This window comes from Pseudomonas nitroreducens (genome assembly GCF_014204515.1).
In the GTDB taxonomy this organism is placed as follows: domain Bacteria; phylum Pseudomonadota; class Gammaproteobacteria; order Pseudomonadales; family Pseudomonadaceae; genus Pseudomonas; species Pseudomonas nitritireducens_A.
On sequence record NZ_JACHLI010000010.1, the window covers coordinates 58,558 to 72,898 of the forward strand.

Annotated in this window: 12 protein-coding genes; 9 read left to right on the forward strand and 3 right to left on the reverse strand. The window is 67.3% G+C overall.

The features are described from left to right. Positions 1 to 270: 270 nt before the first annotated feature. Together HNP46_RS14525 and HNP46_RS14530 are read right to left on the reverse strand one after the other, a co-directional pair. Positions 271 to 1,152 carry a helix-turn-helix domain-containing protein gene (locus tag HNP46_RS14525; RefSeq protein WP_184590054.1) on the reverse strand — a complete coding sequence of 294 codons (882 nt, stop codon included), beginning with the start codon at positions 1,150 to 1,152 and terminating at the stop codon, positions 271 to 273. 89 nt (positions 1,153 to 1,241) lie between these two features. Further along, positions 1,242 to 2,288 (reverse strand): RNA methyltransferase, encoded by a 1,047-nt coding sequence (locus HNP46_RS14530; RefSeq protein ID WP_184590056.1) that lies wholly within the window; start codon positions 2,286 to 2,288, stop codon positions 1,242 to 1,244. Positions 2,289 to 2,490: 202 nt separating this feature from the next. Here HNP46_RS14530 and HNP46_RS14535 point away from each other — a divergent pair, with 202 nt between their 5' ends. The 5 genes from HNP46_RS14535 (at position 2,491) to HNP46_RS14555 (ending at position 8,094) form a co-directional block, all read left to right on the forward strand. Beyond that, positions 2,491 to 2,925, forward strand: a complete 435-nt coding sequence (locus HNP46_RS14535) for a hypothetical protein (protein WP_184590058.1) — start codon at positions 2,491 to 2,493, stop codon at positions 2,923 to 2,925. A 97-nt stretch (positions 2,926 to 3,022) separates the two neighbouring features. Further along, positions 3,023 to 4,168, forward strand: coding sequence for a class C beta-lactamase (gene ampC / locus HNP46_RS14540; protein WP_184590060.1), 1,146 nt, complete (start codon positions 3,023 to 3,025; stop codon positions 4,166 to 4,168). A gap of 532 nt (positions 4,169 to 4,700) precedes the next feature. Continuing rightward, positions 4,701 to 5,786 (forward strand): MBL fold metallo-hydrolase, encoded by a 1,086-nt coding sequence (locus tag HNP46_RS14545; RefSeq protein ID WP_184590062.1) that lies wholly within the window; start codon positions 4,701 to 4,703, stop codon positions 5,784 to 5,786. 694 nt (positions 5,787 to 6,480) lie between these two features. Continuing rightward, positions 6,481 to 7,275 (forward strand): alpha/beta fold hydrolase, encoded by a 795-nt coding sequence (locus tag HNP46_RS14550; RefSeq protein ID WP_184590064.1) that lies wholly within the window; start codon positions 6,481 to 6,483, stop codon positions 7,273 to 7,275. 192 nt (positions 7,276 to 7,467) lie between these two features. After that, on the forward strand, positions 7,468 to 8,094 hold the full coding sequence (locus HNP46_RS14555; protein ID WP_184590066.1) for a cell wall hydrolase: 627 nt from the start codon (positions 7,468 to 7,470) through the stop codon (positions 8,092 to 8,094). Positions 8,095 to 8,100: 6 nt separating this feature from the next. Here the strand turns inward: HNP46_RS14555 and HNP46_RS14560 are convergent, their stop codons facing one another. After that, complete coding sequence (locus HNP46_RS14560; protein ID WP_184590068.1) at positions 8,101 to 8,622, reverse strand: RrF2 family transcriptional regulator; 522 nt, start codon at positions 8,620 to 8,622, stop codon at positions 8,101 to 8,103. A gap of 322 nt (positions 8,623 to 8,944) precedes the next feature. Here HNP46_RS14560 and HNP46_RS14565 point away from each other — a divergent pair, with 322 nt between their 5' ends. The 4 genes from HNP46_RS14565 (at position 8,945) to HNP46_RS14580 (ending at position 14,340) form a co-directional block, all read left to right on the forward strand. Further along, complete coding sequence (locus tag HNP46_RS14565) at positions 8,945 to 10,147, forward strand: NAD(P)/FAD-dependent oxidoreductase (protein ID WP_184590070.1); 1,203 nt, start codon at positions 8,945 to 8,947, stop codon at positions 10,145 to 10,147. Positions 10,148 to 10,414: 267 nt separating this feature from the next. After that, positions 10,415 to 11,440, forward strand: a complete 1,026-nt coding sequence (locus HNP46_RS14570; RefSeq protein WP_184590072.1) for a DNA topoisomerase IB — start codon at positions 10,415 to 10,417, stop codon at positions 11,438 to 11,440. Between the two features lie 171 nt (positions 11,441 to 11,611). Next, positions 11,612 to 13,864 (forward strand): ATP-binding protein, encoded by a 2,253-nt coding sequence (locus HNP46_RS14575; protein WP_184590074.1) that lies wholly within the window; start codon positions 11,612 to 11,614, stop codon positions 13,862 to 13,864. Between the two features lie 14 nt (positions 13,865 to 13,878). Further along, a complete protein-coding gene (locus tag HNP46_RS14580; RefSeq protein ID WP_184590076.1) occupies positions 13,879 to 14,340 on the forward strand; it encodes a response regulator in 462 nt (153 codons plus the stop codon). The last annotated feature ends 1 nt before the right edge of the window (position 14,341 follow it).

Sequence of the window (14,341 nt, forward strand, 5' to 3'; positions counted from 1 at the left end):
GCGCGCTCCGCTCCTTAGCTGACAGTCCGTAGGGCGCATAACCCGGAACGGGTTATCCGCCGCAATCGCGGATAACGCCATAGGCGTTATGCGCCCTACGTTCGGATCCTGAGCGTTTTTCGTAGGAGCGAGCTTGCTCGCGAACCGCACGGCGCCAGGCGAAAACGGAGGCACACTGGCGGTCACCCCCTCGGAAGCCGATGGGTATCGCTTCGCTCCACGCCATCCTACGGTTCTGCGTCATGCGCATCCCGACAGCGATGGGTAACCTCAGGCCCGGCCGCCCTGCTTCGCCGTGGTCTTCGGGTACTCGCCGAACAGCGCGAAATACGACTGGGAGAACCGCCCCAAGTGCCAGAACGACCACTTCATCGCCACCTCGGCCACGCTCATGCCGGACTCGGCGGCGGCCAGCAGGTCGCGCCGTGCGGCGTTCAGGCGGCGGTTGCGCAGCCAGACGATGGGCGGGATGCCGGCATAATGCAGGAACGACTGCTGCAGCGTACGCGGCGAGACGCCGACGCGCGCCGCCAGGTCGGCCATGCCGAAGGGCTCCTCGGGACAATCGTTGACCACTTCCTTGACCCGCTGCACTACGCGCTTGGCCTGGACGATGGAGCGCGCGCGGCGCTCCTCTTCCAGGGGCGCCTCACAGAGCAGTGAAAAGCAGTGGGAAACGATGCTCTGCGCCATCCCCGGCGCATCCATCGGATCGGCATCGGTCGAAGCGCCGGTGAGCAGGTTGCTCAGGGAGGTCGCCACCGACCGGCAGTGACCCGAGCGCAGGGGCGTCAGCACCAGCTCGGAAAAGGTTTCCGCGGGCGGCCCCCAGCTCGCCGCCTGCTTGATCACCACCGCCACCTCGCGGTAGTTCTCCGGGGTGACCCAGGCGTTGCGGGTCTCGCCGTCGAGCAGGTAGAGCGCGTTGTCGGACATGTCGAAGCTGAACACCAGGGCGCCGGGCGGTGCGTGGAACTCCTGCTCCACGCGCAGGTTCATCTGCTCCTCGTAGAGCTCGATGCCCTCGGCCTCGGCATGCAGGATGCGCCCGGAGAAGCGCCCGGCAGACATCTGCGTGTACTGCTGCTCCCAACCCGGAATGGCTATGCGCTGCTGATCAACTTCTTGTGCTTCGACAACCCGGAACGCCATACCCAGCCCTGCTGGTTCTTTCAGATACGGCAGGCTAACAACCGGCGCAATACCTGTGCAAGATCTCGAACAGCCAAGGCGAGCGGTAATTACTCGCTCAGACGAGAAATCCGCCGGCCGGAGGTGGCGATCAACCCGCTCGCCCGCGCGCGCAACTGGCCGCAGCCGCCGTCGACATCCTGGCCGGCGCTGTTGCGCACCTTGGTCAGCACGCCGCGGCTGTGCAGGTAGCGGACCATTTCGGCGATGCGCCCGGCGTCCGGGCGCTGGTACTGGTCGCCTTCCAGGGCGTTGAAGGGGATCAGGTTGAGCACGCCGAACTTGCCCTTGAGCAGGCGCAGGATGCCATCGAGCTCGTCCTGGCTGTCGTTGATGCCCTTGAGCAGCGTCCACTGGTACTGGATCGGATAGTCCGTGGCGCGGGCATAGGCCTCGCCCTGCTCCACCAGCTCCTCGGGCGTCAGCTTCGGCGCGCGCGGCAGCAGGTGCTCGCGCAGCTCGGCGTTGCTGGTGTGCAGCGACAGCGCCAGGGCCGGTTTGATCCGCTGCTGCGGCAGACGTTCGAAGACGCGCGGGTCGCCCACGGTGGAGAACACCAGGTTCTTGTGGCCGATGCCGCCGTCGGTGCCGAGGCGGTCGATGGCTTCGAGCACGTTGTCGAGGTTGTGCGCCGGCTCGCCCATGCCCATGAACACCACTCTCTTCACCGGCCGCACGCGGCGCGCCAGTACCAGTTGGGCGACGATCTCGCTGGTGGAGAGCTGGCGCAGCAGGCCGCTCTTGCCGGTCATGCAGAAGCGGCAGCCGACGGCGCAACCGACCTGGGTGGACACGCACACACCGCCACGCGGCAGCAGCACGCTCTCCACCATCTGCCCATCGGCCAGGCGCACCAGCAGGCGCTCGGAGCCGTCGGCGCCCGGATGACGCGACTCGACAGCCGCCAGGGCGTCCAGCTCGGCGGAGAGCTGCGCCACGCCATTGCGCACGCTCAGCGGCAGGAAGTCCTCGGCGGCCTGGCGCCGGGTGCCCGCATCCAGCGCCCTGCCCTGCAGCCAGGCACGCAGCATCCGCGCGCGATGCAGGGGCAGCGCGCCGAGGTCGGCGAGGCGTTGGTCGAGGTCGTGGATGCGCATGGGGCGCGAATCCTACCACCGCCCGCCGACCTCGCGCAGCAGCCACCCGCCGGCATTATCGAGAAGCCCGTCGCAGGGCGTTTCCGGCATGACGGCACTTTGAGAACTTTCTTATTCAGCCACCGTCCATCGGCGACCTAAAGTGCCGCCGCCTCCCAGCGACACCTCAAAAAGAGGAGGCACTTGCATACAAGGAGTAAGCATGAAGAAGTTTCTGAGCGCCGCTGCCGTGGTTTCTGCCGCCCTTCTGGCCAGCGGTTGCACCAGCTACAACGTCAGCCAGCCGATCGCCCCGGTGGCCGGCGAAGTGAAGACCGACCTGAAGGCCGACGTAGCCGTCGGCGGCCCCATCAGCGGCCAATCCCAGGTCAACATCCTGTTCGGTTTCCTCAAGTTCGGCGGCGACAGCCAGTTTGCCGACGGCGTCACCTACGGCGCGGATAGCGGTGCAGGCCTGTCGTTCCTCGACCCGGTTTCCTCGGTCAAGGCCGCTGCAGCCTACAAGGCGGTGAAGAGCTCCAACGCCGACCTGATCGTCGCGCCGCGCTATGAAGTGTCCGTGCAGGACTACTTCATCTTCAAGAAGGTCGACGTCAAGGTCACCGGCAACAAGGGCAACATCAACAACATTCGTTGATGCCTGCCGGGCGGGGCATCGCGCCCCGCCTTCCGCTGGAGCGAACACCGCAGCGATGCTAGGGTCTGCCCCTTGCCCTCCGCTACAGGATGTTGCCATGCGCCGGACCGCTTCCTTCGCCCTTGCCAGCCTATTCCTCGCCAGCCTCGCCAGCCTCGCCCAGGCCGCCCCCGCAGACTTCGACGCCCAGGTGCGCAAGGCCGCACAGCGGGTGACCAAGGACAACGGCATCGCCGGGCTCGCCATCGGCGTCACCGACCACGGCCAGACCTACTTCTACAACTTCGGCGTCGCCTCGAAACAGAGCCGGCAGCCGGTGAGCAGCGACACGCTGTTCGAGATCGGCTCGGTGAGCAAGACCTTCACCGCCACCCTCGCCGGCTTCGCCCAGGCCGCCGGCAAACTGAAACTGGACGACAGCCCGACGCGCTCCATGAAGGAACTGCGCGGCAGCGCGCTGGACAAGGTGACCCTGGTCCATCTCGCCACGCACACCGCCGGTGGTTTCCCGCTGCAGCTGCCCGAAGAAGTGAAGACGTCCCGGCAGCTCACCGATTACTACAAGCTCTGGCAACCACAGTATCCCGCCGGCACCCGGCGCACCTACGCCAACCCCAGCATCGGCCTGCTCGGCCTCGCCACCGCCCGCGCCCTCGACCTGCCCTTCGCCACCGCGATGCAGCGCAACGTGTTCGCGCCCATGGGCCTCTCCAACACCCACATCGAAGTGCCGGTGACGCGCCAGGCCATCTACGCCCAAGGCTATGACAAGAACGACGCCCCGGTGCGGGTCAACCCCGACCTGGTCGCCGACGAGGCCTACGGAGTGAAGACCAGCAGCCGCGACCTGCTGCGCTACGTGCAGGTGCAGCTGGGCGAGATCAAGCTCGGCGCCAAGCTGCAGGCCGCGGTGGACGCCACCCGCGTTGGCTACTACCAGGTCGGACCGATGACCCAGGACCTGGTCTGGGAGCAGTACGCCTACCCGCCCAAGCTGGCCGAACTGCAGCAGTACAACGGCGCACAGATGATCCAGGACAGCCAGGAGGTCAAGGCCATCCGCCCGCCGCTCAAGCCGCAGCAGGATGTGTGGGTGAACAAGACCGGCGCCACCGGCGGCTTCGGCGCCTACGTCGCCTTCGTCCCGAGCAAGCAGCGCGGCATCGTCATCCTGGCCAACCGCAACTACCCCAACGAAGTGCGGGTGAAGCTGGCTTGGGACATCCTTTCGAAGCTCGATTGAGAAGGCTCGCGGCTGCACGTCGCCACCATCGCGGCGGATAGACCGTTCCGCGTTATGCGCCCTGCGGGCGGGCAGTTGGGGCGCGGAGGGTCAGTCATCGCGGACGGAGTCCGCTCCTACGTGAACTTCGGCGCGAGAACCTACCCTCACCCTAACCCTCTGACTAGGCGTCCCCCCATGAAGGGAGAGGGAACTGATCCGGTGCAGGTTGAACCCTTGCATCAGCCGGCACGGACGGCTCCATCTCCCTTCAGGAAGAGGGTAAAAACCCAAGGCACGGGCTTCCAGAACGAAGACAGTTGCTCCTGCGCTAGCCGGTTGCGTAGGAGCGGACTCCGTCCGCGATTGCCTCCCGGCAACGCCGGAGCCACGCCGGATCCGCGAGCAAGGCCGCCCCGGCAGCTCGAGCCAGCTCCGCCGAAGCAACCATCGATGGCGGTGATGTTCTGAATCAAAATGCCGGTAATGCCCCCTGGCGGCCGAACCTGTAGCGTGATCTGCTGACGCAATCCGCCACCCGAGGATCAGTGCCGTGCCCCGCCTCCCACTGCAACGCGCGCCCATCGGCGACTACAGCCACTCGCCGCAATCGCGCGGCGGCCGCTTCCACAACCTCACCCCGCGCTCGCCCGACATGCCCGAGCCGAGCGCCAGGGTGTTATGGGATGTGATCTTCAACAAGCCGCGCAACACCGTGCCGCGTGCGCCGGTGCCAGTCCGCACATTGAGCCGCGCAGAACTGGATAACGCGCCGGACCGCAGCCTCTACCGCCTCGGCCACTCCACCCTGCTGCTCAAGCTGCGCGGCGGCTGGTGGCTGACCGACCCGGTGTTCTCCGAGCGCGCCTCGCCCTTCAGCTTCGCCGGGCCCAAGCGCTTCCACGCGCCGCCGATTGCCCTGGAGGACCTGCCGCCGATCCGCGGGGTGATCCTCTCCCACGATCATTACGATCACCTGGACCACGCCACCATCGCCGTGCTGGCCGAGCGCGCGGAAGTCTTCCTCGCCCCGCTGGGCGTCGGCGACCGCCTGCTCGACTGGGGCGTGCCAGCGGACAAGGTGCGCCAGCTGGACTGGTGGCAGAGCACCACGGTGGACGGCCTGTGCCTCACCGCCACCCCGGCGCAGCATTTCTCCGGCCGCGGCGTACGCGACGGCAACCGCACGCTGTGGTGTTCCTGGGTGATCGAGGATGACAGCCTGCGCGTCTTCTTCAGCGGTGACACCGGCTACTTCGACGGCTTCGCCGAGATCGGCCGGCACTTCGGCCACTTCGACCTGACGCTGATGGAAACCGGCGCCTACAACGACAACTGGCCATACGTGCACATGCACCCGCAGCAGACCGTGCAGGCCCACCGCGACCTCAACGGCCGCTGGCTGCTGCCGATCCACAACGGCACCTTCGACCTGGCCATGCATGCCTGGTTCGAACCTTTCGAACGGGTGCTGGAGATCGCCGGCGAACACGGCCTGGCGGTGACCACGCCGATGATGGGCGAACGCATCGACATCGCCTCGCCGCATAAGGGCGAGCGCTGGTGGCGCGGCGTGGTGGCCGAGGAAGCTCGCGCACCGGCGCCGCGCTGCGGCTGCCGGACGGCCCGCGAGAGCTGAGGCCAGGCAGCCCTTGCAGGAGCGCGCTTGCTCGCGAACAGGTTCCCTGGTGGCACCGGTGCCGGGCGGTTCGCGAGCAAGCTCGCTCCTACAGCCATACACCGGCTTCAGCGCGCGGGAGCGGACCTTGTCCGCGAATGCCCCCGATGAACAACCCGCCTGCCGGCGGATCGCGGAGAAGCTCCGCGCCTACCAAGCCAGCCCGTCATCGATGATTAGAAGGTCATGACAAGGTAGGGCGCATAACGCCTACGGCGTTATCCGCCGAGCCGGCGGATAACCCGTTCCGGGTTATCCGCCCTACGTTGCTCCCATGCGCTACGCGAGCGCATTCGCTTCAACAGCGCACCAGGCAACCGACGAGCGTGGAAGTAGGATGGCGTGGAGCGCAGCGATACCCATCAATCAGGCATCGCGAGAAGGCTTCGGCCGACCGCAGGGCGTACAACCGCTCGCGGTGGTACGCCGCTTCACCACGGCGCTGCGGCAAAGCCGGACAGGTGTGGAACCACCCATCGACAAGGAATTCGAAAAAGACGGCCGGACCCGGTGTGAGCACTGCCCGGGACAGCTCCGGCCGCAAGTCGTCATCATCCCCGCGCCGCCTTAAGGCTTCCTTAGCAACCCACGGCATGGCGTTGCACGGCCATCGGCAATACCATGGCCGGCGCCCTGAAATGCACTGGAGAGCCGCATGCCGTCTGCCGTCGTCACCCGCGAACACTGGATCCACAGCGACCAGGGCCGGCTGTTCGCCCAGCACTGGGCGCCCGCCGATGCCCGTGACGAACCGATCCTGCTGCTGCACGATTCGCTGGGCTGCGTGACCCTCTGGCGTGATTTTCCGCAGAACCTCGCGCTGAGTACCGGCCGTCAGGTGATCGCCTATGACCGCCTTGGCTTCGGCCGTTCCGAGCCATATCCCGGCGCCCTGCCCCTGGACTTCATCGAGGCGGAAGCCCGCGACCACTTCCCCCTGCTGCAAGCCCACTTCGGCTTCGAACGCTGCGTGCCCTTCGGCCACAGCGTCGGCGGCGCCATGGCGGTGACCTGTGCGGCCCGCCACCCGCAGGCCTGCGCGGCGCTGATCAGCGAATCGGCGCAGGCCTTCGTCGAACTGCGCACCCGCGATGGCATTCGCGCGGCGGAACAGGAATTTGCCCGCGAAGGCCAGCTGGAGCGCCTGCAGAAATACCACGGCGACAAGGCGCTCTGGGTGCTGCGCGCCTGGATCGATACCTGGCTCTCCGACGCCTTCAGCCAGTGGAACCTGGACGAGCCGCTCACCGAGCTGCGCTGCCCGCTCCTGAGCCTGCACGGCGAACAGGACGAATACGGCTCGGCCGCCCACCCTGAACGCCTCACCTCGGTCCCCGACGTACCCGGCGTGATGACGCTGCTACCCGACTGCGGGCACGTGCCACACCGCGAGCAGCCGGCGGCGGTACTCCAGGCGGTGACCAGCTTCCTTCGCCTCTATCTGCCCTAGCCCACGTCATCCGTGGCCTGGCGCCGATACCACCGGGCTGGAAAATTGAATCAAAAGCGCAGCGGCGCAGTCACATCGACCAGGCGCAGTCGCTCTCCTGTCCTGAATGCAGGGCGGCCTCAAGGGCGCCGTCGCAGGCCGGGTTCGGCTGCGGCGGCCAGGCTGGTTTTCTCTGCGCAGGTAGGTTCGATCATGGTCCGCCGTCATTGGGTTGCACTGTGGCTGCTCACGCTGTGGGCGCCCTTCTCATTCGCTGCCGATATCGGCACTTCCACCGACGAAAAAGCCCAGGCCGCCGTGACCAAGGCGGAGGTCCTGGAACAGCAGGTGGCCCATCCGGCCACGGCGGCGACCAGCCCGGCGCCGATCACCAAGGCCGAAGTGAAGGCGCTGGACCCGGCCGGCCAGGCGCCGCTGGACGATGCCATCGTCTGCCTGTCGCGGACCATCTACTGGGAAGCCAAGGGCGGCGGCAAGGCCGACATGGAAGCGGTGGCCAACGTGGTGCTCAACCGCATGGGCCACGGCGGCTTCCCGGACACCGTCTGCGGCGTGGTCAAGCAGGGCCAGGAGCAGAAGCACTGCCAGTTCTCCTGGTGGTGCGACGGCCGCTCGGACCAGGTGGAGGAGAAGAACCGCTACGACATCGCCAAGGAGATTGCCCGCCGCGCGCTGAACAAGCAGCTGAGCGATCGCACCCGTGGCGCCATGTACTTCCACGATCGCCACGTGTCGCCGGGCTGGGCGAAGGAATACATCCGCACGGCGGAGACCGACGAGTTCGTCTTCTACAAGCCGCGCGGCGGCGACGCCCGCTGAGGGGCGTCAGCTGACGGCGCTGGAACCGTCGCGCTGTCCGTCCATCCAGCGCACAATGGCGTCGCCGAACTCCGGCGGCGCCTTGCGGCCGACACGCCGCGCCAGGTCCAGCACGGTGTGCTGGGCCAGGGCTTCTTCCATGCGCTTCTGCGCGGTGAGCATGACCGCGTGGATCGAGCAGGTGCCGCAGGTCGCCCACTCCGGCGGCGAGCCTTCGAAGATCGCGCAACGGCCGCGGATGTCCCGGCATTCGAAGATCGGCTTGTCGCCGTCGATGGCCTGGACGATGTCCAGCACGCTGATCTCGTCCGCCGGCCGCGCCAGGCGGAAGCCGCCGCGCACGCCTTCGGTGGCCGCCACCAGCCCGGCCTTGGCCAGCTTGGTGAAGACCTTGGCCAGCAGCTCCTGCGGCACGCCCTGCAGTTCCGCCAGCGCACGCACGCTGGAATCGCGGCTGTCGCCTTTCTCGTCCGTCAGGAACAGCAGGCAGTGAATGCCGTACTCCACCCCTGCGCTATATAGAGCCATCACAAACTCCGACTAATCTAGTCGCATTATTATCCCGCCGCAGCAGGATTCCGGCAAGCACTTAAGCACGCGATCGGACGAGCTGTCACGCGCCGCGCTTGGCCTCCAGCTATACGCCACGTTCCTTCCCATACTGGAAATAGAGGAATCGAGGTGCCATTGGCGGGACGAGCGGTCGGAGTTTGCAGCAGAAATCGGTTGCACTCGATAACTACGACCAATATAGTCGCAGTTATCCGAGGCAAGCCGGGAAGCGAACCGCTCCGATGTCAGGCGCCCGGGACACCCACAAACGGATTCACCCTTTTCGTCGGAGAGCACCATGAAACAACGCATCCTGATCGTCGGCGCCGGTTTCGCCGGTATGTGGAGCGCCCTGAGCGCCACTCGCCTGCTCGACATGCACCAGCGCGGCGACGTCGAAGTCGCAGTGCTTGCGCCCCAGGCCGAACTGCGCATCCGCCCGCGCTTCTACGAGCCGAACGTGCATCAGATGGCCGCGCCGCTGGGTGAGCTGTTCGCCGCCGTGGGCGTGACCTTCATCCAGGGCACCGTCGAGCAGATCGACGTCGACGGCCACCAGCTGGACTACCGCAACGCCCAGGGCGAAATCGCCACCCTGGGCTTCGACCGCCTGATCCTCGCCAGCGGCAGCAAGGTCGCCCGCCCCGCCCTGCCGGGCATCGAGCACGCCTTCGACGTGGACGACATAGACCAGGCCGTGCGCCTGGAGAACCACATCCGCTCGCTGGACCAACTGCCGCAGTCGGCAGCGCGCAATACCGTGGTCGTCGCCGGCGGCGGCTTCACCGGCATCGAGACCGCCAGCGAAATGCCGGCGCGCCTGCGTGAAGTACTCGGTGCGGACGCCGAGGTGCGGGTCATCGTGGTCGACCGCGGCGCCGAGATCGGCAGCGCGCTGGGCGTGACCTCGCAGGCGGTGGTGGCCGAAGCCTCCGCCGAGCTGGGCGTGGAATGGCGTCTGCAGGCGTCGGTGGAATCCATCGACGAGAACGGTGTGACCCTCTCCAGCGGCGAGCGCATCGAGGCGAAGACAGTGATCTGGACCGCCGGCGTACGCGCCAGCTCCCTCACCGAGCAGATCGCTGGCGAACGCGACCGGCAGAACCGCCTGCACGTGGATCGCAACCTGCAGGTGATCGGCCAGGACAGTGTGTTCGCCACCGGCGACGTGGCCTACGCCGCCACCGACGACGCCGGCAACTACGCGCTGATGACCTGCCAGCATGCCATCGCCCTGGGCCGCTCGGCCGGCAACAACGCCGCCGCCGACCTGCTGGGCGTGGCGCCCATCCCCTACAGCCAGGTGAAGTACGTGACCTGCCTGGACCTGGGCGCCTGGGGCGCGCTGTTCACCGAGGGCTGGGATCGCCAGGTGCGCTTCCAGCGCGCGGAAGGCAAGAAGATCAAGACCGAGATCAACACCGTATGGATCTACCCGCCGGCCGCCGACCGCGCCACCGCGCTGGCCGCCGCCGACCCGCTGATCCCGGTCGTGGCCTGATCGATCGAAAGCCCCGGTTGGCGCAAGCCAGCCGGGGCTTTTTACTGCCCGCTTTTCGCGGCAGCGGACTTGCTCGCGAAGGGATACGCCTTGACCGCGGCGTCGGGCGGTTCGCGAGCAAGCTCGCTCCTACAGTCGGTGTCGGAAGGCGAAGAGAGCACCCGCGCCACTGCGCCAGCACTTCGATCACGGCATGCCGCGTAAAAAAATTCGGCACTCCGGCCGCCCTGCGACGCTCATACACAGAGACAGTCGAAGGAGCCGCGCATGAGCACACCGCCCGAGCTGCTGGACCTGCCAGCCGACCTGCACTATGTCGATGATGCCCATCCGGGGATCAGCCGGCGCAAGCTGCGCGGGCGCTTCGCCTATTTCGATCCGGGCGGCGAGCGCATCCGCGTGGAAGCGGAGATCCAGCGGATCAACAAATTGGCGATTCCGCCGGCCTACCTGGACGTGTGGATCTGCATCGACCCGCTCGGCCATCTCCAGGCCACCGGCCGCGATCTGCGCGGGCGCAAGCAGTACCGCTACCACCCACGCTGGACCGAGGTGCGCGATAGCGCCAAGTACGAGCGCCTGCTGCGCTTCGGCTCGGCGCTGCCGGCCTTGCGCGCGCAGCTCGACCGGCACCTGGCACAACCGGGGCTGGGCGCCGAGAAGGTCATGGCGACGGTGGTCGAGCTGCTCGACTGCACGCTGATCCGCATCGGCAACCAGCGCTACCGCAAGGAGAACCGCTCCTTCGGCCTCACCACCCTGGGCCCGCGCCACGTCGAGGTGCAGGGCGCGCGCATCCGTTTCGCCTTCCGCGGCAAGAGCGGCGTGAAGCACAGCGTGGACATCGAGCACCCGCGCCTGGCGCGCATCCTCCGGCGCTGCCTGGAGTTGCCCGGCCAGCAGTTGTTCCAGTACCTGGACGACGAGCGCCAGCGGCACATGATCGACTCCCGCGACATCAACGCCTATCTGCGCCAGTACGCCGGCGAGGAGTTCACCGCCAAGGACTACCGCACCTGGGCCGGCAGCGCCCTGGCCCTGGAGCATTGCCGCAAGGCCGGCTGGGTGGACGAGAAGAGCGCCAACCGCCAGCTCAAGGAGATCATCGGCGAGGTGGCGCAGGAGCTGGGCAACACCCCGGCCATCTGCCGCAAGTGCTATGTCCACCCGCGGGTGATCGAGGCCTTTCTCGCCGGAGAACTGGCCGGCCTGCGCAAGGCGCGCAAGCGCAAGGGCCTGTCGGCGGAGGAAGCCACGCTGCTCGCCTTTCTGGCCAGAGACAGCAGCGGATAGCGTCTTCGGCGGCGTGGCAGAGCGGCGCATTCCGGACAAATGGCCCCAGGCCATCAGTGCGAAAAGCGCTCGTGCCAGCCAAACTGACATGCTTTCATACGGGTCGGGCTGAAAATCCCTGCCCGCCACGCATCCGGCTCCCAGAGTCGGTCCCCACCGGAGTGCCTTGCCTTGCCCGCCGCCGAGACCGTCCTCGAACAAGCCATCGAACGCTGCGCCCAGGAGCCGATCCAGCTACCGGGCAGCATCCAGCCGCAGGGGTTCCTGTTGGTGCTCGACGAGGCCGAGCTGCGCATCCTGCAGGCCAGCCAGAATGCCCAGCGCTGGCTCGGCATCCCCGCCAGCGAGTTGCTGGGCCGCGACTTCGGTGCACTGCTGGCGGAAGACTTCGACCTGCGCGAGCACCTCAAGCGCCTGCCGGACAGCGAGATATTCCCCTTCCACATCGGCGACGTACGCCTGCGCCTGGGCCCCAGCGCTGGCCGACGCACCACGGTGATGGTGCACCGCCACGACCAGGTGCTGATCGCCGAGTTCGAACCGCGCCAGGAGCAGGGCAGCAACCGTCCACCGGTGGACTTCTACCCGCTGGTGCGCGCCTTCGTCGCCGGCCTGCACAGTGCCGGCAGCATCGAGGAATTGCTGCGGCGCTCGGTGCACGAGGTCAAGCGCATCACCGAGTTCGGCCGGGTCAAGGCCTACCGCTTCGATGCCGAGGGCAACGGCCTGGTGGTCGCCGAGATCGCCGATCCCGGCTATCCGCAGTACCTCGGGCTGTGCTTCCCGGCCTCCGACATCCCGCGCCAGGCCCGCGAGCTGTACCGCATCAACCGCATCCGGGTGATCGAGGACGCCGACTACCAGCCCTCGCCGATGATCCCGATGGACAACCCGCGCACCGGCCGGCCGCTGGACATGAGCTTCGCCGCCCTGCGCAGCGTGTCCCCGGTGCACCTGCAATACATGCGCAACATGGGCACGCTGGCCTCCATGTCGCTGTCCATCGTGGTCGATGGCCGTCTCTGGGGGCTGATTTCCTGCCATCACCGCGAGCCGCGCGCAGTGGGCTTCCAGACGCGCACCGCCTGCGAGCTGCTCAGCAGCGTGCTGTCGCTGCAGATCGAATCCCGCGAGTCCCACGCCAGCACCCGCCAGTTGCTCGACCTGCGCCAGCGCATCGTGCAGATGCTCTCGGCCATGGCCGACCACGACAGCGTCAGCGAAGGCCTGCTGGAGCTGCCGGACGTGCTGCTGGGCTTCGCTAGTGCCAGCGGCGCGGCGATCATCTCCGCCGAACGCTGCGACCTGGTCGGCGTCACCCCGCCGGCCTCGCAGGTCAATGCCCTGGTGCACTGGCTGGCCCAGCGCGGTGACGAGGTGGTGTTCCAGAGCGACAACGTCGCGCGCGATATCGAGGAACTGCCGGAATTGGCCAGGCATGCCGCCGGCGTGCTGGCGGTGGCGATTTCGCAGATCCACTCGCACTACCTGGTGTGGTTCCGCCCCGAGCAGGCACGCACGGTGAACTGGGCCGGCCGCCCGGAAAAGGAACTCGACGCCCAGGGCAAGCTCAACCCACGCCACAGCTTCGAGCGCTGGCAGGAAGACGTGCGTGGCTTCTCTGCGCCCTGGGAGCCGCTGATCGTCGATGCCGTGGTGGAATTGCGCACCTCGGTGCTGGGCATCGTGCTGCGCAAGGCCGAGGAACTGGCCCAGCTGGCCGGCGAACTGCGCCGCTCGAACAAGGAGCTGGAGGCCTTCTCCTACAGCGTCTCCCACGACCTGCGCGCACCGCTGCGGCACATCGCCGGCTATGCCGAGCTGCTCACCGAGATCGAGGGCGAGGCGCTGACCGAGCGCGGTCGGCGCTTCCTCCAGCATATCGAGGAGGCCGCACGCTTCGCTGGCACCCTGGTGGACAACCTGCTGAGCTTCTCGCAGATGGGCCGCTCCGCCCTGCGCCTGTCGGACGTCGACCTCAACGCCCTGGTGGAAACCATCCGCGTGGAGATGGAACCCGACTATGCCGGCCGCGAGATCGTCTGGGAAATCGAGACCCTGCCCAAGCTGGTCGGCGACCCCGCCTTCATCAACCTGGCGCTGCGCAACCTGATCGCCAACGCCATCAAGTACACCCGCGGGCGCGAGCCGGCGCGCATCGAGATCGGTGCGCGGCAGAGCGCCAGCGAAACGGAAATCTTCATCCGCGACAATGGCGTGGGCTTCGACATGGCCTACGCCGGCAAGCTGTTCGGCGTCTTCCAGCGCCTGCACCGGATGGAGGAGTTCGAAGGCACCGGCATTGGCCTGGCCAGCGTGCGGCGGATCATCGAACGCCATGACGGGCGGGTCTGGGCCGAAGGCCGGATCGACCAGGGGGCGACCTTCCACTTCGCCCTGCCCCGCCTCTCCCTGACCCCCTGAGGAAGCACTCGCTCATGCTCAAACCCATCCTGCTGGTCGAAGACAACCCCAGGGACCTGGAACTGACCCTGGTCGCCCTGGAGCGCAGCCAACTGGCCAACGAGGTCATCGTCATGCGCGATGGCGCCGACGCCCTGGACTACCTGCTGCGCCGCGGCGCCCACGCCCAGCGCGACGACGGCAACCCGGCCGTGCTGCTGCTGGACCTCAAGCTGCCCAAGGTCGATGGCCTGGAAGTGCTCAAGGTGGTGCGCGACACCCCCGAGCTGCGCAGCATCCCCACCGTGATGCTGACCTCCTCGCGGGAGGAGCCGGACCTGCAGCGCGCCTATGAGCTGGGGGTCAACGCCTATGTGGTCAAGCCCGTGGAGTTCAAGGAGTTCGTCACCGCGATCTCCGACCTGGGGATCTTCTGGGCCGTTCTCAATGAACCTCCGCCAGGTTCCCTGCGTCTGAATCGTAAGCGCAACCCCTGAC